The sequence below is a fragment of the Streptomyces sp. NBRC 110028 genome (genome assembly GCF_001417735.1).
Lineage (GTDB): Bacteria > Actinomycetota > Actinomycetes > Streptomycetales > Streptomycetaceae > Streptomyces.
This window is the reverse complement of sequence record NZ_BBUZ01000023.1, coordinates 125,546-147,630: the sequence shown is the minus strand read 5'-3', so window position 1 is coordinate 147,630 and position 22,085 is coordinate 125,546. Positions and strand designations below refer to the sequence as shown.

Here is a 22,085-nt window from a genome sequence, read left to right as displayed (position 1 = left end):
CGCGCCGGGGGGCGACGTCAGGCCTTGCGCTGCATGCTCTCCCGCGCGGGGTTGCCCTGCTGCTCCGCCTTCGGGTCCTTCTCGTTCTCCTTGGCGCGCACACCCTCCTTGACGCGGGCGCCGATGGTGGCGTCGATGTTGTGCCAGTACTCGAACGCCCGGTGCAGCACCGGCTCGGTGACGCCGTTGAGCAGGTGTCCCACGACGTTGTCCACCAGCCGGTCGCGTGCGGCGTCGTCCATCACCTCGCGCACCAGCGTCCCCGCCTGGCCCCAGTCGTCGTCCTCCGCGTGCGAGACGTAGGCCGTACGGGTGATCTCACCATCCGCGTACCAACTCGGCGGGGTGCCGTAGCGCTCGGTGTCGGCTGCCGGGCCGCCCTTGGAGTTGGGCGCGTACACCGGGTCGGTGGTCTTGCGGTAGGCCATCGCCCCGTCCTTGGAGTACGTGTGCACGGGAGCGACCGGCGCGTTGACGGGCAGCTGCTGGTAGTTTCCGCCGATCCGGTGACGATGCGCGTCGGCGTACGAGAAGAGCCGGGCCAGCAGCATGCGGTCGGGACTCGGACCGATTCCCGGCACCAGGTTGTTCGGCTGGAACGCCGCCTGCTCGATCTCGGCGTGGTTGTCGGTCGGGTTGCGGTCCAGGGTCATCCTGCCGACCTCGATCAGCGGGTAGTCGCCGTGCGGCCAGACCTTGGTCAGGTCGAACGGGTTGAACCGGTAGCCCGGCGCGTCCTCGTACGGCATCACCTGTACGTACAGGGTCCAGCTCGGGTAGTCCCCGTCCCGGATGTGCTCGAACAGGTCGCGGGTGTGGTAGTCGGTGTCGGCCGCGGCCATCTGGTCCGCCTCGTGCTGGGTGAAGAACTCGATGCCCTGGTCGGTCTTGAAGTGGTACTTGACCCAGAAGCGTTCACCCGCGGCGTTGATCCACATGTAGGTGTGCGAGGTGTATCCGTTCATGTGGCGCCAGGTGCGCGGGATACCACGGTCGCCCATCAGCCAGGTGACCTGGTGGGCGGACTCGGGGGAGAGGGTCCAGAAGTCCCACTGCATGTCGTGGTCGCGCAGGTTGTTGTCGGCGCGGCGCTTCTGGGACCGGATGAAGTGCTGGAATTTCATCGGGTCCTTGACGAAGAACACCGGCGTGTTGTTGCCGACCATGTCGTAGTTGCCCTCGCTGGTGTAGAACTTCACCGCGAAGCCACGCGGGTCGCGCCAGGTGTCCGGGCTGCCGCGCTCGCCGGCGACGGTGGAGAACCGCGTCACCAGTTCGGTCCTGGTGCCGGGCTGGAACAGCGCGGCCTTGGTGTAGGCGCTCACGTCGCCGGTCACCTGGAAGTGCCCGAACGCACCGCTGCCCTTCGCGTGGGGCTGCCGTTCGGGGATGCGTTCCCGGTTGAACTGGGCCATCTGCTCGATCAGATAGGCGTCCTGAAGGAGGATCGGACCACCGGGCCCGACGGTGAGGGAGTGTTCGTCGCTTTCGACGGGGACGCCGGCGTCCGTCGTCGTCGGGTTGCGGTCCGCGTTCGCCATTTCTGCGTTCTCCTTCGTCTCGCGGGGGCGCCTTCGGGTGTGGCGCCCGCAGGTCAGACGGCGGGAGCGGCATCCTCGGAGCAGGAGGGGCACCGCCCCCAGAAGGTGATCTCCGCCTCGTCCACTACGTAGCGTGCGTCCTGCCCGGCCGTGAGGCACGGAGCCGCGCCCATGACGCATTCCACGTCCTCGGTACGGCCACAATCCCGGCATACGAAGTGGTGGTGGTTGTCGCCGGCCCGCCGCTCGAAGCGGGCGGGGTGTCCGGCGGGCTGGACGCACCGCGCCAGCCCCATGGTCACGAACGACCCGAGGACGTTGTACACCGACTGTCGCGACACGCTCCCGTCGCCGGCGCGGATGCCGTGCAGCACCTCGTCCGCCGTCGCGTGCGGATGGTCCCCGAGCCAAGCCAGCACCGCGCGGCGCGGCCCGGTGGCCCGCAGACCCGCCGCACGCAGAATCTCCGCCGGACTGGGCGCCGGCCGTTTCCGGTCCTCGTTCGGGCTTGGGATCATGGTGTCCCGCGAGTTTCCCCCTTGGACCGTGTCAAACATGGCGGGAAGGGGAGCGCGTCGCAGCCCCGCGCGTCGATGACGCCGTCTCGGCGGGAGTGCTCCGGCACCTGATCGGGTGGCCCGGGCGGGGCGGAATGTTTCGGCGCGGGGGGACCGGGTCACCTGTGTGCTCCGACAGGACGGAACGGCTCATCCGGCCCGTCCCGGATTTCGAGAAAGGTGCCCACCGTGTTCAAGGCCATCGCTGATGTACTGCGCGCCATCGGAGGCGCCATCGCCACCGTCGTCACCCTGCCCTTCCGTGCGGTCGCACGCCTGTTCGGTGGGGCGTCCGCCAGCGCACGCGGACACCACTGATGCCGGGGAGGGGAGCGCCGGTCCTTCCCCCCACCCGGCGCTCCCCCTGGCGAGGGCGGAGCCCCTTCCGGGAAGACCCCGGCCACCTGGTGCCGGCCACTGCTCACCGAACGGGGCCGACATCCCGGGCGCGACACATCAGCCTGCCCGTGGCAGGGCGGTGATCAGCCCGCGGCCACGTCGCCCATCCACACCCTGCGGCCCATCTGGTCCAGCTCCGCCTTCCACCGGGCACACTCCGGCATCGCCCGGCGCAGCAGCCGCCAGTAGTCCGGGCCGTGGCCCGAGACCCGAACGTGCGCCAGCTCGTGCGCGATCACGTAGTCGACCAGGTGGAACGGAAGCTGGAAGGTGGCCCAGTGGAGCGCGATCCGCCCGGGCCGGTGGGTGCCCCAGCGGCGCCCCACGTCCCGTACCTCGATCCGCGGCTCGTCCACGTCCATGCGCGCCGCCCACGGCTGGAGCCGCCCCCGTGCCCAGCGCAGCCCATTGCGGGTGTACCAGTCGGCCAGCGCCCGCCGAGCCCGCGCCGGGTCGGCCGCGGTGGCCTGGTCCATCCGCAGCCGGCCCGCGACGAGCCGTACGGGCGCGCCCGGCTCGTCCACGTACAGCAGCCGGTAGTCCCGGCCGAGGTAGCGGTGTATCTCCCCGTCGGACAGCTTCCGGGTGGGGTGCAGGGGCCGCCGCTCCTCACGCAGGCGCAGCTTGTCGTCGATCCAGCGGCCGTTGGCGCGGACGAACGTCTCCGCCCGCTCGGGCGGGCAGACCGGAGGGACCCGCACGATCAGCGACCCGTCCCGCTCGACGGTCAACCCCAGGCGGGTACGGCGCGCGTTGACGCGCACTTCCAGCGCCCGACCGTCCACCGACAGCGTCTGCCGGTCGATGAGGCAGGGGCTGTCGGCGGGGGAGGAGGGGCTCGCGTCGGACACGGCCGCCTATTCTGCCCGACCCTCCGCCCGGAAGCCCGCCAGGTGGTCCTGTGCGAAACCCGCGAGTGAGTTCGACAGCTCGCGCAGCGCCCCCAGCCCTCCTTGCCGGGGCTTGAGACCGGCACGGCGCAGCCGACCCCAGATGTGGGCCTGCATTTCCGAGACGTCGCCGTCGCTGGCACCGCCCGAGTACCGGGGGAGCCGCGCCAGGCCGACGATCTCCGCGTACACCTCCTGCGTCAGCGTGCGCAGGAAATCGGCGTCCGGTACGTCGAAGGAGGGGTGATCGTCGAGCCGGTCGCCGAGCCGGGCGTAGAGCTTCTGCTCCATCGGCGACAGGTCGGCCACGTCCGAATCCGGCTGCTCCGCCTCACGCGCCCGGACAATCAGCGGGCCGACCCGTTCCCGGATCTTGTCCCAGCGGCCGTCGAACTCGCGCAGCACCTCCTCCAGCTCCTCCGACAGCTTCCGATACACCGGCCGGTCGTCCCGCTGCGCGCGCTCCTCCAGGTGATAGCGCAGCGCCTGCACCTGTTCGGCGGCGGACTCGCGGACGTCCGGGATACCGTCCACGATCTCGTCGAAGTCAGCCGCGAGAATGGACACCGGCGCGATGGTTTCGTTGATCTCGGGCAGCTCCAGATGGTCGGCGATCAGGGCCCGCACCTTGCGTCCGTAGCCGCGTACGGAGAAGTCGCCGCCGGGAGCGTCGCGGTAGTGCCGCCGTACGCGCTTCTGCAGCAGCGTCCACGCCTGGGCGTTCGGCACCTGCCGCAGCGCGCCCTCGTGCGGCAGGGCACCGTCCAGCGCGCCCATGAACTTCCGCAGCAGGCGGTCGAAGGCCGCCCGCTGTTCCTTGTCGTGGAGCGTCAGCATGGCCTCGGCCACCTTGGCCCGGCTGGACAGGTCCTCGATGCCCAGCCCCTCCAGGAACAGCCCGACCAGATCAGCCGTCTCCTCCAGCGCGGGCAGCCCGTCGGACAGGCGCGACGCGCCGAGCGTGGGCGGTGCCCCTTGGTAGGCGGCGAGGGTGACGGCGAGATTGTTCAGCACGCCGTAGTAGTCCACGACGTGCCCTTCCTCCTTTCCCGGGAACGGGCGGTTGACGCGAGCCACCGCTTGCAGCAGCTCCGCGTCCTGGATGGGGCGGTCCAGGTAGAGCACCTGCTCGATCGGCGCGTCGAATCCGGTGAGCAGCATCGACTTCACGATCAGGAACGCGATCGGCGGCTTCTCGGCGGGGGCTGTGACGGACGGCCCTGGCGCGCTCCACGGATTGAGCCCGCCCGCCGGCACGGGGGCCTCCTCCGGCACGGGGTACGCCTCCGGGCCGTGGACGGCCTCCCACGGGTTGTCGGGCGGCAGGCCGGGGAACGGCTCCAGGAACCGTTCCACGTGCTCCTCCTGCTTCTTCTTGTCCGTCCACTCCTGCCACACACCGGACTTCTGTTCGTCGCCCGCCGAGATCACCGGCACGAAGTCGATACGCCGCAGCAGGTCCTGGTAGTGCCAGGCACGCAGCAGCAGCAGTTCGTCCCGCGTGTACTCCTCGGTCTTCTTCCGCCGCAGCGCCTCCTGCGCCTCGGGACCGAACTCGTCGCGCACCCGGGCCAGCAGCTCCGCACGGACGTCGCGCAGCGCGTTCCGGTAGATCACCGCCGCCCGGCGGCTGACGGCGGCCACCTGGGCCTTGTACCCGAACTGCATCGCCCCCAGCACGTAGTGGTGGAGCATGTCCCGGGCCTTGGCCCGGATCATGGGCGTCGACTCCGCGACATCCCGCCCGGTGGGCGGTGCCCACCGGGCGCGTACCCGCTGCTGGGCCTCGTCGTCGAGAGGGGCGACCAGATCCTCGAACCTCTCGTCCAGCTCACCCTTTTCCCGCACGTACGCGGGCCCGGTACGGCCCTCGTAGTGGATGGGGACGACCACCTTGTCCCGCTCGGCCTCGCGCATCCGGTACTCGTCGAGGAACCCACCACCCGGCTCCAAGCCGAAGATCTCCCCGGTGGTCTTCCGCGTGCCCCTCATGATCGGCGTGCCGGTGAAACCGATCCGGGCCGCGTTGGGCAGCGCGTCCCGCAGACACGCGTGCAGCACCGAGGTGTGCGACCGGTGCGCCTCGTCCACGAGCACCAGCACCCGCGTCGAGTCGCTGCACTCGCGGAACGTGCGGCGCGCGGCCTTCTTCGTCGCCTCGTCGGGCTTCGGGTCCGCCACCTCCTCCGGATCCGCGCCGTCGGCGATACGTTTCCGGGCCCGCTCGAAGTCCTCCGCGAGCGCCCGGTCGTCGCCCCGGGTGTCCCCGAGCCCCGGGATGCTCCCGAGGTACTTCTGGATCATCGCGAAGATCACGGAACGGCCGCCGTCCCGCCCCGCCCGCTCCAGCCGGCCCTCCAGATCGGCCTGCGAGGTCGCCACCCCGACAGCGCTGCCGCTGACCCGGACGGCCGCCGAGAGCTGGTCCTGGAGCTGGGTGCGGTCGGTGATGACGAGCAGGGTGAACCCGTTCAGCTCCGGATCGGGGTTCATATGCAACCGGCGCGCCAGGAACGCCATGGTCAGACTCTTGCCGGAGCCCTGGGTGTGCCAGATGACGCCCCCGCGCTCGTCGTCCTCCGCGCCCGGATCGAGCGGGGTGCGCCCGGTCCGCAGCTTGCGGACGATCTTCTCCACGGCCCGGTACTGCTGGTGGCGGCAGACCGTCTTGACCGTCTTCGCGGGCTCGCCGTCCTTGACCTTGACCGGGAGCTCGAAGACGTAGTGCCGGACGATGTTGAGCAGATTCTCCGGCTTGAGCACGACCGCGATCAGCTTGTGCTGCTCGGTCAGCTCCGCCCCCGGCTCCAGAACCCGCCGCCCGTCCGCCGTCCGGGCCTCCTCCAGCTCGCGGCGCAGCGCCCTGTCGTCCCGGTAGTCCGGGGTGACGCTGCGCCACGGCGCGTAGTGCCGCTCGTCGGCGCAGATCGTGCCGAGCGCGGCCGTCTCGCCGCACGCGGCGATGAGCAGTTGCGCGGGGGCGAACAGCTCGGGGACGGCGCGCTGTGCGTCCTTGTCCTTCCGGCCGTCGTGTGTCAGCGGATTGCCGGAATACGCCCGCAGATCGCGAATCGCCTCGACGAGGGGATCTTTGATGTCGGGGCTCTTGCACTCGACGACGGCGAGGGGGATGCCGTTGACGAACAGCACCAGGTCGAGGAATGCGGGCTTTCCCTCCGCCGTGTTGACCTGGAGCTGGTCGACGACGAGGAAGTCGTTGCGCTGGAGGAGGTCCGGGCTCTCGACGTCCCAGTCGATGTAGTGCACCTTCTGGTCAGTGCCCCGGTGGTGAACCTCGTCGCCCTTCACATGGCGGCCATGGAGGAGGAGTTCGGTGGTCTCGCGGTTGGCCGTGAGTAGCGGGCGCCCGGCGACGTTCCTGGCCGCTCGCCGCAGGCCGTCGATGGCCGAGGTCGCCTGAGCCTCCTCGACCCACGGGCCGCCGGACCCGGCGAGGCGGTTGATCCGTCGCAGCGCGGCGTCCATACGCCGGGTCAGGAACACGTCGTCGAAACCGCGCTCGGCGGCGAGATCGGGGCCGCGGACGTGGGTCCACCCCATGGAGACAAGCTGATTGATGAACGGTCGCTCGACCTCGTCCCGTTCCACCTGTTGCCGCGCCCTCGCCATACGCCCGCGCCCCTTCGCTCGTCCGGCCGCTCCGCCCACGTGCTCCCTGCTCCATTGTGAGGGAAGGGAGTTGGCCTTGGGGGAGGGGAGAGGAAGGGGGGTGAGGTGACTCGCGGACGGTGATGACTGGGGAGGTCGGCGTGTCGGTGTCCGGGAACCACCTCAACCGGTTGGCGGTGGCGTCAGCCGCTCCCTCGTCCGGAGGTGGGGAAGAGGAGGGTGGCGGCGTCGGCGGTCCACTCGACGCCGCCGCGCTCCGGGCGGAGGAAGGCGACGCGGTGGCCGGTCACCTGGTGATCGAAGATCAACTCGGCGGCGGGATGGACCGCCTGCACCACGCCGGTCCGGCCGCTGGCCGGGTCGTACGCCACCTGGCCGGGGCCGGGCCGTTGGGGCTGGTGGTTCTGGGGGAGGCGGTGGTTCATGCGGGTCGCTTTCGAGGCTGGCGGGGGATGTGGACGGTGTGGGCGGGGTGGCGGCGGCGGATGACTTCGTAGTCGGTGGCCTTGCTGTAGTCCCCGTCCTCCTTGGCCTGTTCGCGCAGGGTCGCGTAGTGGCGGCACAGGGGGCAGGTGTCGTTCAACGGTCACTCTCCGGTGGGTGGGGCCGGGGGTTCTGGTGGCTGGGTTCTACGCGCCGGTCGAGGTGCGCGCGGACCGCCGCGCTCAGCTGGTCGGCGAGCCGCCACAGCTCTTCCAGGGCGGCGGTGGCATGCGGTTGGCTGGTCGGGGGTGGCTGGGGTTCCGGGGGCGGTGGGGTGTCAGTGCTCATGGGGTTCTCGTCGTGCGGTCGAGGTCGCTGTGTCCCGTGATGAACCGCCGCGCGAGGTCTTGGGGGCGTGCCCCGCAGAAGAGGGCGGGCGGGGCGGCTCTGGTCGGCGGCTCGGCGGGAGCCGTTGAAACCCAGCCGCGCCGGCGGGCCACTTCCCGCATCTCGCGGGTTACCCGGTCCGCGACGCGATGGAGTTCGTACGAGGCCGTGGTTGTCGCTTTCGCGGCTCGGGTGGATTCGATGGCGTGTTCGGGGGGCAACACCATGGGGGACTTTCCTGACCTGGATGCGTCTTGCGGGCTTTAATCACCCTGTGTACTCCCAGCGTTGCGTTGGGGCACAGCGAGCAACAGGGTTTTTGGCACACCAAGAGGCTTGGGGTGAGGGGAGTCCGCAGATGAGTGAGGCGACGGAAGGACAGGAACCGTCCACTGGAGCGGCGTTCTTCGGGGCCGAGGTACGGGCCTGGCGGTTACAGGCAGCGTTGAGTCAGCGGGAGCTGGGTTTGAGGGCCAACTACGGGCAGCAGTACGTGGCCAAAGTGGAGGCGGGCGAGCGGCTGGCCAGCCCTGAGTTCGCCGACGCGTGCGATGAGGTCTTCGGTACGCCGGGTACATTCGCTCGGCTCCGGAAGCGGGCGAGCCAGCACGGCTACCCGGACTGGTTCGTGCCGTACGTGCAGTTGGAGCGGCAGGCGGTCAGCATCCTGGACTACTCGGGGCCGCTCATCATGGGCATGTTGCAGACCCCGGAGTACGCGCGGGAGGTCTTCCGGGCTGTACACCCTCGGGCGAGCGCCAGTGAAATCGATGCAAAGGTCGAGAGACGGCTGCGCAGGCGTGAGGTGATGGAGAGGGACACCCCTCCGCTGCTGTGGTGCATCCTCGACGAGTCGTGCCTGAGGCGCATGGTGGGCGGGCCAGACGTGATGCGCACGCAACTGGCGCACCTGGTTCAGGTATCAGAATCTCCGCACATCACCATTCAGGTGCTCCCGTTCTCGTCGGGGGCTCCGACACGGCATATGCCGTTCACGCTGTTGAAGTTCCAGGATGAACCCAGTCTTCTCTATGTCGAGAACCCGGTCTCGGGACACGTGATCGACTCGCCGCCTGTCGTGGAGGACAGCGAGGTGGCTTACGATCGGCTGCGAGCAGACGCGCTTTCCCCAGAGATGTCAATTTCCATGATTCGTAGGGTGATGGAGGAACTAGCGGATGAGTAGTACCCCCGACCTGTCCCATGCTGTTTGGGTCAAGTCGAGCTATAGTGGCGGCAACGAAGGTCAGTGCGTGGAATTCGCCCCTGACATAGCTGCCGCCGTTGGCGTCGTCCCGGTCCGGGACAGTAAGAGTCCGGCAGGCTCGATTTTGCTCTTCTCCATAGAAGTGTGGCGTTCGTTTACTGCAGCCGTGCATGGCGGAGAGCTTCAGGATTTCTGAGGCTCGACAATGGCCCGTGGTTCGCGGGTATACGCGAGAGCCACGGGCTGTTTGTGGCCCCCGCGGTGCGGGATCGGTTGGCGTTAACTGTTCAGGAGATTGCCAACGATTCCCTGTTTAATCATTTTCATCTTATGCAAGGCTGCTTCTTCAAAAGCAATTCGTTGACCCACGGTGGTCAATCGCCGCAAGAAAGCTCGCTGTTCGTTGAGGTTTAGGCGCGGAAAAGGGCATGCGCGAATGTCGTGCTGATTGATGCTGGCCTGGGAAATGGCGCTCTTTGCTTGCGTGCGGAAGTATGTTTTTGCCGTCGCACTGGACAGCCAGGCTTCGACGAATTCGGGGAGCGCTTTGTCCAGGTTGACGCGGCATCGCATCATGTTCGATTCGAATATTGTTGGTTCACTTAGATTCGAGACCATGGTGGACTTGCCCACGAGTCCAGGGGTGTTCACGCGATTGATGATGATGTCTCCGGCTGAGATACCGTAGTGCTCGATCTCTCGGGGGGTGGCGTCTACGCGTAGGAGTCCGCGCGTCAGGTCGGATGGCCCACCAGTGAAGCTATCAATTCGTACGATGGGAGTTCCATTGCCTCCGTACGCTGACTCGGGCTTGTATAGCCCGTTTTGTGGGCCGAACGTGATTATCGTGCCCAGGTGGTCGAGTTCCGTTTCGTTAAGCTCTTCGCGGAGTGAGCTGCGAATCGCGCCTAGCTTGGCGATCGAAGCCTTGATCGTTTTCTCTCTGGCGGTCATGGATTCGATGACTTGCGTGACCTTGCGCTGTTCTTGTAGAGGTGGTAGTGGAAAGAGGAGTCGAGAGAATCGATCTGCACCGAGATGTGCAATGCTTGTTGTCTTTTTGGCGATGGCAGAAAATACGCCGGTCTCCAGCCATCGACTGAAGACCGCTTGTGCGTACTCCGGCATCACTTCCGCTCCCGCGCGAAAGCGAATTAGGGTGTTTTGAAAGCAAAGCTTATTGTCGTTGTGGTCATAGAGGGCGCTTCTTCCTACGAGCTCAAGGCTTTGCCCCTCGTTTAGGAGGATGTCGCCGGAGCGGAGCGTGTAAATTTCCCTCTCGGCTTGGGTGAAGCCCATGCTTTTGATATTCGAGTAGTCGATGTACCCGTCGAATACATTGGCCACGCGTAGGTAAGGGAATTGTTCGTGTGCCGCCCGGCTTGCCGGTGAAAGTTGCTTACCCATCCGGACCTCGCCCAGCTCGCCCACTGGCACGTGGCGGACCTCAACTGCGTCAGCCCGCATAACCCAACTCCTCCAGGAACCCGTCCAGCCGCTTCGCGGCTTCCTCACGCCGGGCCTCGATCTCCCGCATCGACACCGCGTACTTGTCCTCCCACACCCGGTACGCCTCCACCAACTCACGGCGGCGGCGCACCACATGGCCGTCCAGCTTGCTGGCCAGGTCGTCGCGCAAAATGCCGAGTACCACGCGGCGCTCGCCGCCCGCTTCCTCCGCCAGCGCCTTGCGGGCGCGCCTGAGGCCAGAGCGCTCCGTGGCCTTGGCGGAGTCGGCCTCGGCAGGGGCGACCGCCTCGACGTCCAGCACGCCCTGAACGGCCTCGTCCTCGGCGGCGGCCACGGCCTTCTTCTTCGCCTTTGGCCGTCCCCGCTTGGCGGAGTCCAACGGCCAGAACTCGTCTTCCAGCCGCTTGACCTCGTTACCGGCCGCCGTGCGGTCCTTCTTCAGCTTGGCCAGCTCGGCCTTGCTGAGCACCGCCTCAACGAGCGCCGGGTCGATGGACCCAGCATCGCCCGCGTGCTCGCCGTCGCCCGACTCGGCCTCCGCCTGCGCCTCCGCGAGGGCCGCCTCCGCCTCCTGTGCGGTTTTGAGCTTCGCGTCCAGCTGGGCCTTGTGGCGGTCCGCAGCCGCCAACTGCTGCAGGAAGTCGGGGGCGATGGCGGCGACCACCTTGTGGTCGTACGCCTGGCGCCGTTCCGCGCCCGAGCGGTTGCGCGCTCCGCCCGTTTTGGGGTCGCGCTCCGGGGTGAGCATCGTCTCCACGTTTTCGACCCAGCCGTCCACGACGCCCTTGAAGCCGCCGACCGACAGGGCCTTGAGCTCGTTGCGCGCGTCCTGCCACCATCCGGCGACCGCACCCGCCAGCGCGTACTCGTCCAGCAGTCCGACCTGGAGCAGGGTGCTGCGGAACGACTCGATCAGGTCCGCCCGCAGCCGGGCGAGCTGCCTGCGCCGCTCGCTCTCCGTACGGTCGTCACCGTCCGCCGGAGCCAGCGCCGCGATCTGCTCGGTCTCCCGCTCCCACCACTTCTCGAACTCCCCGCGCAGCACGTCCTCACGCGTCCGTGCCAGCTCCGCGAGCCGGGCCGTGTCCGGGCGCTGCCCCTCCGGGAGGAAGTCCACGTACTCCGGGTCGCCGGCGCGCTCCGCGAAGAGATCGGTGATGCCGATCCCGTACGCGTCCAGCAGCCGCTTCTTGCCCTCGATCTCCGTACGCGGCACCCCGCCCCGCAAATGCGCCCGCACGTCCTGCGGCTCGGGCGGCGGGGTGTTGTCCACGTACCGGCGGATGTTGAGGTTGTCGTCGTTGTCGGCGAGTTCGTCGCGGCTGACGCGGCGGGCGAAGCCCTCCACACCGGCGAACTTCTCGTCGTCGCGGAAGTGGTGGTACGTCGAGACGATTTTCTCGACATGCTCCGGCAGCAGCACGTTCTGCGCCCGCTCCGCGTGGAACTCGCGGTCGGCGTTGATGAAGAGCACATCTCGCCCCTGGTGGCGCAGCTTGGCGCCCGGGGCGCGCAGCACGATGACGCAGGCCGGGATGCCGGTGCCGTAGAACAGGTTCGGAGCCAGCCCGATGACGGCCTCGATCAGGTTCGCGTTCAACAGCTCCGTACGGATGGCGCGCTCCGCGCCGCCCCGGAAGAGGACGCCGTGCGGCATGACGCTGAAGACCGCGCCGCGTTGGTCGCGCACCTGGTACAGCATGTGCTGGAGGAACATCAGGTCGGCCTTGCCGCGCTCCGAGGTCACCCCGTACGGCATGCGCGCCGACCGGTGCGTGACCTCGCCCAGCGTGTAGTCCATGGAGAACGGCGGGTTGCTGAGCACCAGGTCGAACCCGGTGTCCAGGTGCGCCGGATCGCTGAGGGTGTCGCCGGTGCGCAGATTGAAGTCATTGGCGCCGTGGAACAGCATGTTCATGGTGGCCATGACCCAGGAGCCGCTGTTGGCGTCCTGCCCGGCCAGGAGCATGCCGTGGGAGTCCTCGCCGTGCTCGTCGACGTACTCCTTGGCGTGGATCAGCATGCCGCCGGAGCCGACGCACGGGTCGTAGATCTTCTGCTGTCCGGTGGGCCGGGCCAGTTCCACCATCATGCGCACGACCGCACGGGGGGTGTAGAACTCGCCGCCCTTGCTGCCCGCCGAGTCGGCGAAGTCCTTGAGCAGGTACTCGTAGGCGGCGCCGATCATGTCGGGGAACTCGAAGTCCTCGCCGCGCAGGCGCAGGGTACCGAAATGGCCGATCAGCGCGGCGAGCCGCTTGTCGGCGAGGCTCGCGGAGGAAACGCTGCCCGCGCCGCCGCCGATGCGGTTGAAGTTGATGTGGCGGAAAAGGCCTCGCAGGGCCTTTTCGTTGTTCCTCTCCAGCGCGTCCAGAGCGGGCTGGAGGTATTGGCCGGCCACATCGTCCACCGCTCCGGACAACCGCTCCCAGCGGGCCGCCTCCGGAACGTACAGCACCTTGCGCAGTCGGTAGCTCTCGGAGGAGTCGGCCACTGCCTCGGCGTCATCCCGGGACTCCCCCCTCGCCAGTTCCTCGGCGATGATCGCTTCCCGGGCGGCGTCGAACTCGTCGTTGACGCGCTTGAGGAAGAGCAGGACGAGAATGAAGTCGCGGTACTCGGCCGCGTCCATCGTGCCCCGCAGGATGTCCGCCGCCGCGAACAGGTGGCGTTCCAACTGGGCGAGCGTGAGCTTTGCCACGTACGAGACTCCCTCTGCTGATGTACTGCCCGGCGGACCACCCTCGCATGGCCGTGGCCGGACGGTGGAACGCCGGAGAGCAGCCTACGGCCTACGAAGAGAGCCGACGGTCAGTAGTCGGTCAGACCGATGCCGTCCTCGACAAAGCGCCACACGTCGGTGTACGGGTCCCATCGCTCGCGCTCGGGCGAGGTGTGCTCCTCGTTCATCTTCTGCGCGAACTTCTTGGCCCGCTCGTATCCGCCCTTCACCTGGGCGGGAAGCACCAGCTTCGCCTTGTCCTCGGAGACGGACGTCAGATGCCGCCCGTAGGTCTTGACGAATTGAGGGTTTCCCCGCAGCTTGCCCGAGGCCGCCCCGCATTCTCCGCCGAAGCCGGTCGTGTAGTTCTGGTAGTGCAGCAGCCGCCACAGCTCGAAGCAGGGATGGGAGTAGGCGACGTTGACGCCTGCCTGTTCGGCCATGTTCGCGGCTCGCTGGACGCCCTTGTGGTCGTCCCGGTCGAAGAGGCACCACACCGAGGGCTGGTACTTCTTCTCCAGGCCCCGCGCCTCCCGCGTCACCTTCTTCTTGTGCGCGATGGCCGCCTCGACGATCACCAGCGGCTTGCGTTCGTGGCTGCTACGGCTCGGGCCGCGCTGGCCGCCGTGGGTGCGCTCGTCCCACTTGATCTCGATCGTGGACTCGACCTCTCCCGCAGGCAGTGCCTTCTTCTCGCGTGCCTCCCGCCTGAAACCGAGCAGCGCGTCGATGTACGAGGGCTCGGTCAGCGTGCCCTCCGTGAAGACATAGACCATGCGGCGGCGAACGGACCGCCGGGTGGTGCGCTGTGCCGAGTCCTTCCCCCTCTTCGGAGCCATCAGGTCCGCTCCACCTCCGTCGCTCGCGCCATCAGCAGTCGTCGCCCGATCTGGCCTGCGGTGAGAGTGGGGATGCCACCGAACGCGCCCTCCAGATAGGAACGGGTCAGGTCCTCGTCCTCGCCCGGGTCCGCCGCTGTCAGCGGATACAGCTCGCTCGCGCCCCGGCCGTCCTTCTCGGTGAGCCAGACCTGACCGGGGTCCAGCAGCCGGCCGCCGCTCGGGGTCGACAGCAAGGACGGGTCGTGCGAGGTGAAGACGAGCTGAGCGCCGTGCGGATTGACCAGGGGATCGTGGAAGAGCCGGACGACCTCGGCGGCGAACCGAGGGTGCAGACTGGAATCCAGCTCGTCGATCAGTAGCACCGCGCCTTGGTCCAGGGCGAGCAGCAGCGGCCCCAGCAGGGCGAACCAGGAGCGAGTGCCGAACGACTCGCTGTCCCAGTCGATGGCCACTCCCTCACCGCCGCCGTCGGTGTGCACCAGGCGGACCGACGGGCGATCCGACCCCGGGCGCTTCTCGATCCGGGTGCCCATGATTCCGAGGTCGGCGACGCGCAGCAGCTCCTCGATGCGGGACCGGGCCTCGGGGTCCTGGAGCCGGTCCGCTGTGTACGCCTCGCGTTGGAGCCGTTCGACCTCCGGATCGATGTCCCACAGGTTGTCGAAGAACCAGCGGTGGATCCGGCTGAGCTGGGGGTGGTTGTCGGCGGCGGCCCGGGAGAGGAGCAGTGCGTTGGGGCGGGTCGTGCGGGCGAGGAGCGCGCGGTCCTGGATCCGGTCCCCGGGGAAGTGGAACTCCCGGTCCCGGGAGGCGTCACGGTCCAGCCACTCCTGCCGACGGCCCTTGGGGTAGGCGTGCAGCCACTCCGCTTCGACGCGGGTGTCGCCGAGCTCGAAGCCGTAGGTCCAGCGGACGCCGTCCTCCAGGACGAAGTCCGCCTCGTAGAAGGTGTTCTCGTCGGCCATGGCCGGGTCGAGGACGAAGCGCTCGCGGGGGACCGGCGCGTGCGGGGTCCAGCTGTAGGACCTGAGGACCGCCTCACGCATCTTCTTGAGCGCCTTGAGGACGTTCGATTTACCGGAGGCGTTGGCTCCGAAGACGCCGAGCAGCGGATAGACCTCGACGGTCTTGCCGTCGGACAGCTTCACCGCGCGGGCCGCCGGCGCGTCCTCGCCCTGAGGGACGACGAAGGACAGCTCCTGCTCGTCGCGCAGGGACAGCGCGTTCGCCACGCGGAATCTCAGCAGCATGCCACCCTCCTCATCGACCCAGCGTAACGGTGATGCGGCGGCGCGGAGTGATCATCTTGCGACTCGGCGCGGGTTGGTCCACCGAGAGATCACCTTGTCGCCACCTGGCGGCGGGAACGGCCCGCGATGCCGTGTGCGGGCCGGGGGAACTTTCCCGCGGCTCCGCGCGACAACCTCTCGGGACGGTCGAGACCGTGCCGAGTAGAGATCATCACCAGCTGACCCGGGAGATGAACCAATGCGGAGAAGGTATCTGCTGCAAGCATCGGCCGCCGGAGTGGCGGCCACGGCAGTAGGGGCGTCGGCCTCTCCGGCCGCGGCGCGCGGCGTTTCGGCGAAACACCGGCCGACGCGAGTCCACATCCTCGTGTACGACGGTGTCGAGGAGCAGGACTTCATGGGCCCACGTGACGTGTTCGGGCATGCCGTACACGCCGGTGGAGCAGTGGAGACCTCCCTGGTGCGACCTGGCGGACCGGGGGAGGTGACCTGTGCCTTCGGCACGAAGGTCGTCGTGGACAAGGGGTGGGAGCCCACTGAAGCCGACGTCCTCGTCATCCCGGGCGGCGGCTGGGGAAAGCCCGACGGCCCAGGCATACACGCCTTACGCAAGAGCCCGTCGGTGTTGCGCGACCTCCGGCGCGCGCAGCAGTCGGGCGTGGTGCTGGCCGGTCTGTGCACAGGGGTCCTGGCGCTGTCGGCAGCGGGTCTCGTCAAGGGACGGCCTTGCACGACCCACCACCTCACGAGGGACGTCTTGGAGCAGGAGGGCGGTGAGGTAGTGTCCGCGCGGGTTGTCGACGACAAGGACCTCGTGACGGCCGGCGGCGTCACCAGCGGTCTGGACCTGGCCCTGTGGATCGTCACCAGGGAATTCGGATCTTCTGTCGCCGCGAAGATCGAGACCGTGATGGAGTACGAGCAGCGCGGTGTGGTGTGGCGTAGAGACTGAGCCTTCGTAGGGCGACGTGTCCTGCTGGCCCCGGGTGAGGCGCGACATGGTGCGCCCGTCCGCCACCTCCGTACTTCTCTGCGGGTCCTCCCGTCTTTCGGTGCCGACCGGTCTCCCTCACTCGTCGTCGGTGGCGTGCTTGTCACGCGGGAGTCACGTTCCGCCGGGCAGGGCGGGGAGCAGGAGTACGGGTCCGGCACGTCGGTGCGCTGGCGGACGAACGGCGGCCCGGTACACGGCAGTTCATCGGACGCGGCCGCGCGCTCGGCGCCACTGCGGCGCCGACCGCGTGCGTGCACACGTTCTGTCAGCCACCACCGACAGCGCCGCCCGGAGTGCGCACTCCCGGGGATGCGCCTTCGGGGATCGGGCAGTTCGGGGATACAGTCCGGCAGGGACCACGGCCAGGTGCCAGGGGAGGGGCTGGTGTGTTCGAGATCGTGACGGTGGGTGCGCTCACCGCGTTCCTCGCGGCGGTGGGCAACGGGGCCGCCGGAGAGGTCGGCAAGCAGGTGCTCGTGTCGACGGGCGCGCTGGTGCGGCGGACCCTGGGGCGGGAGACGCCGCTGCCGAGCACCCCGGAGGGCTGGGAGCTGCTGGCGCGTCAGATGCATCCGCGGCTGAGCGAGGATCCCCGGCGGGCCGATGAGTTCGCCGGCCTGTTGCGGAGTCTGCCCCAGATGGCGCTGCGGCCCGGCCCCGGACTGCCGCCCGCCACGCGGGACTTCACCGACCGTCAGGGTGTGCTGCGGCAGCTGCGGCGCGAGGCGACCCGGGCCGCCGCGGGGCGGCCGCGGGTCGCGCTGCTGTACGGGCCGTCCGGGATCGGCACCAGCGCGGTGGCGCTGCACTGGGGTGCCGACCGGATCGCGCGGTACCCCGACGGGCAGTTCTACGTCGATGTCCGCGACACCCCCGGCGAGATGGGACTGGAACCCGCCGCCGTCCTGCTGTGCCTGCTGCGGCAGATGGGCGTCGAGCCCGGCAGCATGCCGCCCACCGAGGCGGGGCGCGAAGAGGCGTACCGGCGGCTGACGGCGGGCCGCCGGGCGCTGGTGGTGATCGACCACGCCTCCTCCGCCGCGCAGGTACGCGGCCTCATCCCGGCCACCCCGGAGGTGTTCCTGCTGGTCGTCGCGTCCGGCCCGGCGTTCCTGCTGGAGGCCGAGCGGATCGCCGTACCCCCGCTGAAGGACCGGGACGCGGTGCGGCTGCTGCGCAAGGTGGCCGGGCCGGAGCCGGTCGCGCGGGCCAAGCCGCACCTGCCCGCGCTGCTGGACGGCTGTGCGGGCAACGCCTTCGCTCTCAAGGCCGCGGCGAGGCACCTGCTCGCCGGTGAACCGCCCCTCGCGGCACCGGGAGGGCATCCGGTGCGCGGCGCGGCCCAGGACGCCTGCCGCCGCCTGCGGCCGGAGGCGGCGCGGCTGTGCCGCCTGACCGCGCTGGGCGGCTGGCCCTCGATCGACGCCCGTCTGGCCGCGGACGCCGCGGGCACGGCCCCGGAGGACGCCGCCCGGATGCTCGCCGAGGCGGCGGACGTCCAGCTGGTGGACCCCGGGGCGGACGGCCGCTACCGCCTCCGGCCCGAGGTGCGCCGCCACCTCGCCGACGCCGCGGGACCGGAGCACGGCATCGCGGAGTGCTCCGCGGCGGTGTCCCGGGTGCTCGACGGCCTGCTGGGCCGCGCGCTGCACGCCGCGCACGCCGCCCTGCCGCAGAGCTGGCGCACCGAGCCCGCCCCCGCCCAGGGCACCCCGTACGGGAACGAGGGCGAGGGCATGACCGTGCTGCTCGCCGAGGCGGCCAACCTGGTCCAGGCGGTCTCCGTCGCCGAGGAGTACCAGCACATCGACACCGCGCTGCGCCTGGCCCGCGCGCTGTGGCCGCTGCAGTTGAAGGCCGGAAAGGTGGACGAGGCGCTGCCCGCCCTCCGCATCGCCGCCCGGTGCGCCGAGGAACACCACCCCGGCACCCGCCTGGCGGGCGCCCTGCACTTCCAGCTCGGCCACTGCCTGGGCGAGCTGAGGCAGTGGGAGCGGGCCGAACGCGCGGTGCGCGCCGCCGTCGCCGCCGAGCGGGCGGCCGGCCACGCGCGGGGCGAGGCGTCGTCCGTGGAGATGCTGGGCCTGCTGTGCCTGTACCAGTGGCGGTACGAGGAGGCGTACGAACGGTTCGCCGAGGCGGAACGCGTCTACGGGCGCATCGGCGCGGGCGGGGAGGGCGCCCGGGACCTGCCGCGCGCCCTCGCCCTGATCCGGCGCCACCAGGGGCGCGCCCTGCGCGGCATGGGGAACCCGGCGGAATCCCGCGTCCGGCTGGAGGCCGCGCGGGACTTCTTCGCGGAGCGGGGCGAGGCGTACAACCTGGCCCGCACCCTCACCGACCTCGCCGAGACGCTGCACGACGCCGGAGACGACGCCGGCGCCCTGACGAAGATCGCCGAGGCGGAACGCCTCCTCACCCCGGAGCAGGCCGCTCCCCACCTCGGCTACCTGGCGCGCCTGCGCACGCGCTGCGAGGCGTAGCGAACGGCTTCCCCTCAGCGGGAGCGGGAACAGGAGGGGCAGCGGGCCGGGGGCCACCCTGCCCTCACCCGCGGACCACCCGCACCACGTGCACCCCACTGGCCGCGTGCACCCGCAACGTCGTCGGCACGGAGACCCCGCCCGCCTGCCACGCGTACAGCGACGACGCGTACGCCGCGGGGTCCGCGTCCGCGTCCGCGACGGCCGACAACCGGAGCACGCCATCGCGGCCCCGCGCCCGCACGACGCACCGGTCCGGCCCGGTCACGTAGGCGGCCAGCGCACACCCCGGGTACCGGCGCAGCACCTCCGCCGTCCAGCCCTCCGCGCCGCCGAGGCGCGGATCGTCCGGCGGGCCCTCGCGCACGATCACATCGGCCCGTGTCAGGTCGCCGGGGTCGCGGGTGTCCTCGTGGACGGCGAGGTGGGCCTCGCCGTCCGCCCCGTACGGGTGGCCCGTGGTGCGCTCGATCCAGACGTCGGCCCCGCTCACCCGCGTACGGACGTTCAGGGGCGCCGTACGCCGCGGTGGGTCGTACCGCGGCAGGGGCAAACCCTCCAGCAGCGCGGGGGCCGCGGGCTCGGGCAGGTCCATCAGCGCGTAGAAGTGCCGCCGCAGCAGCGCCGCCGACGCGCCCGGGGCCGAGCTGGTGAACTCGGCCGGACCCGCTGCGGGGCGGTGCCGCGCCAGCAGCCGCTCCACCTGATCCCGCAGCGGGCCGTGCGGATCGAGCCGTGGCGCGTCCCGGACGAACGCCGCCACCGGTGCCCGCGGATCGAGCCGGTCCCGTGCGGCGGCCGCCAGCAGTACGGGAGTTCCCAGGGCGGCGGCGTAGTACGAGACCGCCCCGAAGTCCCCCACGACGGCGTCGGCGGCGAGCAGGGCCTGCCGCCAGGCGTGCAGGGGGTCGACCAGGGTCAGCCCGCCGCGCAGGGCCCGGTCCAGCCAGACGCGGATCTGGCCCGGCCCGTGGCCGTACCAGATGTTGGGGTGCAGCACGGCCGCCAGCCGGTAGTCGTCGGCGGGCAGTTCGGCGGCCAGCCGGGGCAGCAGACCGGGCAGGACGTCCTGGTCGCCGCCGCTGCCGAAGAAGCCCTCCGGGTTCCAGGTGGAGTTCAGCACGACGAGGCGCTGACCCCGGCGCACCCCCAGCGCGCGCCGGAACCGCTCCCGGTGCGGCTCGGCGGCCAGCATGCGGTCGAAGCAGGGGTCACCGGCCAGCACGGACGCGGCCTCGGCCGCGGGGCAGGCGCGCCGCAGCCGCTCCAGTTGCTCCGGGTGGGACAGGACGAGCCCGTCCACGAACGGCTCGCCGTCCACCAGCAGCCACTCCGGCGACAGGCCGAAGGTCGGCTCCCCGTCCGCCCCCGCCCCGCCCTGTCCGGTTTGGTTTGGTTTGGTTTGGTTCGCCAGCCTCTTAGTGTATCCCACCCCGTGGGACAAAACGGTCAACTTACCCCGCAAGCCGTGCAGTTGACCCCCGAAGCTCGCCGAGATCGCCAGGTCCACCGGTGTCGCCAGCGCCTGTTCCCACGGGAGCACCGGCAGTTCCAGATCGGCGAACAGCTCGCGTATCCCGCCCTGGAACGCGGACGACCCCGTCGAGGTGACCAGGAGCTGCACCCGGAAGTCGTCGTGGAAGAGCGGCAGGACGTCCAGCAGGCGTCCGGCGGCGGTGACGTTGTGCACCACGAGGAGGACGCGCCGGCTCGTGGCACGGCTGGCCCAGCGGTCCGCGTCTTCCCCGACCGGTACCCGCAGCGCGGGCGGATCGGCCGACGTCACCGGGTCCCCCTCTTCGTCGGCACTGCCGGCACGGCCGGCACTGTCAGCACTCGATGACGTTGACCGCCAGTCCGCCCCGCGCCGTCTCCTTGTACTTGACCTTCATGTCGGCGCCGGTGTCCTTCATCGTCTTGATGACCTTGTCGAGGGAGACATGGTGGCGGCCGTCGCCGCGCAGCGCCATCCGCGCGGCGGTGACGGCCTTGACCGCCGCCATGCCGTTGCGCTCGATGCAGGGGATCTGGACCAGACCGCCTACGGGATCGCACGTCAGACCCAGGTTGTGTTCCATGCCGATCTCGGCGGCGTTCTCGACCTGTTCGGGGCTGCCGCCCAGCACCTCGGCGAGGCCGCCGGCGGCCATGGAACAGGCGGAGCCGACCTCGCCCTGGCAGCCGACCTCGGCGCCGGAGATGGAGGCGTTCTCCTTGAAGAGCATGCCGATGGCGCCCGCGGCGAGGAGGAAGCGGATGACGCCCTCCTCGTCGGCGCCCGGCACGAAGCGGGTGTAGTAGTGCAGCACGGCCGGGATGATCCCGGCGGCGCCGTTGGTGGGGGCGGTGACGACGCGGCCGCCGGCCGCGTTCTCCTCGTTGACCGCCATCGCGTACAGCGTCACCCACTCCATCGCGCGGGCGGGCGCGTCGCCTTCGGAGCGCAGCGCGCGGGCGGCGTTGGCGGCGCGGCGGCGGACCTTGAGGCCGCCGGGCAGGATGCCCTCCTGGGTGAGGCCGCGGGAGACGCAGTCCTCCATGACGTGCCAGATCTCCAGCAGGCCCGCGCGGATCTCCTCCTCCGTGCGCCAGGCCTTCTCGTTCTCCAGCATCAGCGCGGAGATGGACAGGCCGGTCTCGCGGGAGATCCGCAGAAGTTCGTCGCCGGTGCGGAAGGGATGCTTCAGGACGGTGTCGTCGAGCTTGATGCGGTCCTCGCCGACCGCGTCCTCGTCCACGACGAAGCCGCCGCCGACCGAGTAGTAGGTCTTCTCCAGCAGCGGATGGCCGGTCTCGTCGTACGCGAAGAGGGTCATGCCGTTGGCGTGGTACGGCAGGGACCTGCGGCGGTGCAGTATCAGCTGGTCGGAATCGTCGAAGTCGATCTCGTGGCCGCCGTCGGTCTCGGCGGCGAGCAGCCGCAGCCGCTTGGTGGTGCGGATGCGCTCCACCTCGCCGTCGGCTGCCTCGACGTCGACATCGCGCGGGGAGTGGCCCTCCAGGCCGAGCAGCACGGCCTTGGGGGTGCCGTGGCCGTGGCCGGTGGCGCCGAGCGAGCCGAACAACTCCGCCCGCACCGAGGCGGTGGGGGCCAGCAGCCCTTCGTTCTTCAGCCGGCGGACGAACATCCGGGCCGCCCGCATCGGGCCGACGGTGTGCGAGCTGGACGGGCCGATGCCGATCGAGAAGAGATCGAATACGGAGATGGCCACCGGGGACTCCTTCGTCTGCACGGGGGTGCGTGCGGGTGGTGCGGTGTGGGGGGCGCGCCGGGTGGGCGCGCCCCCCGC

At 69.9% G+C, this 22,085-nt stretch carries 18 protein-coding genes; 5 read left to right on the top strand and 13 right to left on the bottom strand.

Annotated elements, in window-relative coordinates:
* Positions 1-17: 17 nt before the first annotated feature.
* Positions 18-1,541, bottom strand: a complete 1,524-nt coding sequence (locus tag ASC60_RS05810) for a catalase (protein ID WP_055547499.1) — start codon at positions 1,539-1,541, stop codon at positions 18-20.
* Between the two features lie 53 nt (positions 1,542-1,594).
* The gene (locus ASC60_RS05805) at positions 1,595-2,059 is read right to left on the bottom strand and encodes a Fur family transcriptional regulator (protein ID WP_055547497.1); all 465 of its coding nucleotides are present in this window, start codon (positions 2,057-2,059) and stop codon (positions 1,595-1,597) included.
* A 228-nt stretch (positions 2,060-2,287) separates the two neighbouring features.
* Here ASC60_RS05805 and ASC60_RS43675 point away from each other — a divergent pair, with 228 nt between their 5' ends.
* Entirely contained in the window at positions 2,288-2,416 is a 129-nt protein-coding gene (locus ASC60_RS43675; RefSeq protein WP_267892779.1) for an LPFR motif small protein, read from the top strand.
* Between the two features lie 164 nt (positions 2,417-2,580).
* Here ASC60_RS43675 and ASC60_RS05800 read toward each other — a convergent pair whose 3' ends face one another.
* From ASC60_RS05800 to ASC60_RS41500, 5 genes are all read right to left on the bottom strand, one after another.
* A complete protein-coding gene (locus ASC60_RS05800; protein ID WP_055547495.1) occupies positions 2,581-3,348 on the bottom strand; it encodes a M48 family metallopeptidase in 768 nt (255 codons plus the stop codon).
* Positions 3,349-3,354: 6 nt separating this feature from the next.
* Positions 3,355-7,017 (bottom strand): type I restriction endonuclease subunit R, encoded by a 3,663-nt coding sequence (locus ASC60_RS05795; protein ID WP_055547493.1) that lies wholly within the window; start codon positions 7,015-7,017, stop codon positions 3,355-3,357.
* A 182-nt stretch (positions 7,018-7,199) separates the two neighbouring features.
* Entirely contained in the window at positions 7,200-7,442 is a 243-nt protein-coding gene (locus ASC60_RS05790; protein ID WP_055547491.1) for a hypothetical protein, read from the bottom strand.
* Positions 7,439-7,600 carry a hypothetical protein gene (locus ASC60_RS42050; RefSeq protein ID WP_199830880.1) on the bottom strand — a complete coding sequence of 54 codons (162 nt, stop codon included), beginning with the start codon at positions 7,598-7,600 and terminating at the stop codon, positions 7,439-7,441. The genes ASC60_RS05790 and ASC60_RS42050 overlap by 4 nt, the downstream gene beginning before the upstream one ends.
* Positions 7,597-7,788: a hypothetical protein gene (locus tag ASC60_RS41500; protein ID WP_159043208.1), complete on the bottom strand. Its 192-nt coding sequence runs from the start codon at positions 7,786-7,788 to the stop codon at positions 7,597-7,599. The genes ASC60_RS42050 and ASC60_RS41500 overlap by 4 nt, the downstream gene beginning before the upstream one ends.
* 397 nt (positions 7,789-8,185) lie before the next feature.
* Between ASC60_RS41500 and ASC60_RS05780 the strand changes: the two genes are divergently transcribed.
* Positions 8,186-9,013, top strand: a complete 828-nt coding sequence (locus ASC60_RS05780; RefSeq protein ID WP_055547487.1) for a helix-turn-helix transcriptional regulator — start codon at positions 8,186-8,188, stop codon at positions 9,011-9,013.
* On the top strand, positions 9,006-9,230 hold the full coding sequence (locus tag ASC60_RS38825; RefSeq protein WP_079038210.1) for a DUF397 domain-containing protein: 225 nt from the start codon (positions 9,006-9,008) through the stop codon (positions 9,228-9,230). Before ASC60_RS05780 ends, ASC60_RS38825 begins: the two co-directional genes overlap by 8 nt.
* Before the next feature lie 83 nt (positions 9,231-9,313).
* Here ASC60_RS38825 and ASC60_RS38820 read toward each other — a convergent pair whose 3' ends face one another.
* The 4 genes from ASC60_RS38820 to ASC60_RS05760 all read right to left on the bottom strand — a co-directional run bounded on the left by ASC60_RS38820 (position 9,314) and on the right by ASC60_RS05760 (position 15,318).
* Positions 9,314-10,501: a restriction endonuclease subunit S gene (locus ASC60_RS38820; RefSeq protein ID WP_079038209.1), complete on the bottom strand. Its 1,188-nt coding sequence runs from the start codon at positions 10,499-10,501 to the stop codon at positions 9,314-9,316.
* Positions 10,491-13,205 carry a class I SAM-dependent DNA methyltransferase gene (locus ASC60_RS05770; protein WP_055547483.1) on the bottom strand — a complete coding sequence of 905 codons (2,715 nt, stop codon included), beginning with the start codon at positions 13,203-13,205 and terminating at the stop codon, positions 10,491-10,493. The genes ASC60_RS38820 and ASC60_RS05770 overlap by 11 nt, the downstream gene beginning before the upstream one ends.
* A 110-nt stretch (positions 13,206-13,315) precedes the next feature.
* Positions 13,316-14,065: an RloB family protein gene (locus tag ASC60_RS05765; protein WP_055547481.1), complete on the bottom strand. Its 750-nt coding sequence runs from the start codon at positions 14,063-14,065 to the stop codon at positions 13,316-13,318.
* Positions 14,065-15,318 carry an ATP/GTP-binding protein gene (locus tag ASC60_RS05760; RefSeq protein ID WP_055547479.1) on the bottom strand — a complete coding sequence of 418 codons (1,254 nt, stop codon included), beginning with the start codon at positions 15,316-15,318 and terminating at the stop codon, positions 14,065-14,067. Before ASC60_RS05760 ends, ASC60_RS05765 begins: the two co-directional genes overlap by 1 nt.
* Before the next feature lie 238 nt (positions 15,319-15,556).
* Here ASC60_RS05760 and ASC60_RS05755 point away from each other — a divergent pair, with 238 nt between their 5' ends.
* Both ASC60_RS05755 and ASC60_RS05750 read left to right on the top strand, forming a co-directional pair.
* Entirely contained in the window at positions 15,557-16,270 is a 714-nt protein-coding gene (locus tag ASC60_RS05755; RefSeq protein WP_055547477.1) for a DJ-1/PfpI family protein, read from the top strand.
* 428 nt (positions 16,271-16,698) lie between these two features.
* Positions 16,699-18,795: a hypothetical protein gene (locus ASC60_RS05750; RefSeq protein WP_055547475.1), complete on the top strand. Its 2,097-nt coding sequence runs from the start codon at positions 16,699-16,701 to the stop codon at positions 18,793-18,795.
* A 64-nt stretch (positions 18,796-18,859) separates the two neighbouring features.
* Here the strand turns inward: ASC60_RS05750 and ASC60_RS05745 are convergent, their stop codons facing one another.
* Both ASC60_RS05745 and ASC60_RS05740 read right to left on the bottom strand, forming a co-directional pair.
* Positions 18,860-20,581, bottom strand: a complete 1,722-nt coding sequence (locus tag ASC60_RS05745; protein WP_055547472.1) for a hypothetical protein — start codon at positions 20,579-20,581, stop codon at positions 18,860-18,862.
* A gap of 43 nt (positions 20,582-20,624) precedes the next feature.
* A complete protein-coding gene (locus tag ASC60_RS05740) occupies positions 20,625-22,007 on the bottom strand; it encodes an L-serine ammonia-lyase (RefSeq protein WP_055547471.1) in 1,383 nt (460 codons plus the stop codon).
* Positions 22,008-22,085 lie beyond the last annotated feature (78 nt).

Bases quoted from the DNA above. Each gene is read 5' to 3' on its own strand.
- ASC60_RS05760 (WP_055547479.1), bottom strand. From the start codon at position 15,318: ATGCTGCTGAGATTCCGCGTGGCGAACGCGCTGTCCCTGCGCGACGAG.
- ASC60_RS05765 (WP_055547481.1), bottom strand. From the start codon at position 14,065: ATGGCTCCGAAGAGGGGGAAGGACTCGGCACAGCGCACCACCCGGCGG.
- ASC60_RS05780 (WP_055547487.1), top strand. From the start codon at position 8,186: ATGAGTGAGGCGACGGAAGGACAGGAACCGTCCACTGGAGCGGCGTTC.
- ASC60_RS38825 (WP_079038210.1), top strand. From the start codon at position 9,006: ATGAGTAGTACCCCCGACCTGTCCCATGCTGTTTGGGTCAAGTCGAGC.
- ASC60_RS38820 (WP_079038209.1), bottom strand. From the start codon at position 10,501: ATGCGGGCTGACGCAGTTGAGGTCCGCCACGTGCCAGTGGGCGAGCTG.
- ASC60_RS05790 (WP_055547491.1), bottom strand. From the start codon at position 7,442: ATGAACCACCGCCTCCCCCAGAACCACCAGCCCCAACGGCCCGGCCCC.
- ASC60_RS05805 (WP_055547497.1), bottom strand. From the start codon at position 2,059: ATGATCCCAAGCCCGAACGAGGACCGGAAACGGCCGGCGCCCAGTCCG.
- ASC60_RS41500 (WP_159043208.1), bottom strand. From the start codon at position 7,788: ATGAGCACTGACACCCCACCGCCCCCGGAACCCCAGCCACCCCCGACC.
- ASC60_RS05795 (WP_055547493.1), bottom strand. From the start codon at position 7,017: ATGGCGAGGGCGCGGCAACAGGTGGAACGGGACGAGGTCGAGCGACCG.
- ASC60_RS05755 (WP_055547477.1), top strand. From the start codon at position 15,557: ATGCGGAGAAGGTATCTGCTGCAAGCATCGGCCGCCGGAGTGGCGGCC.
- ASC60_RS05810 (WP_055547499.1), bottom strand. From the start codon at position 1,541: ATGGCGAACGCGGACCGCAACCCGACGACGACGGACGCCGGCGTCCCC.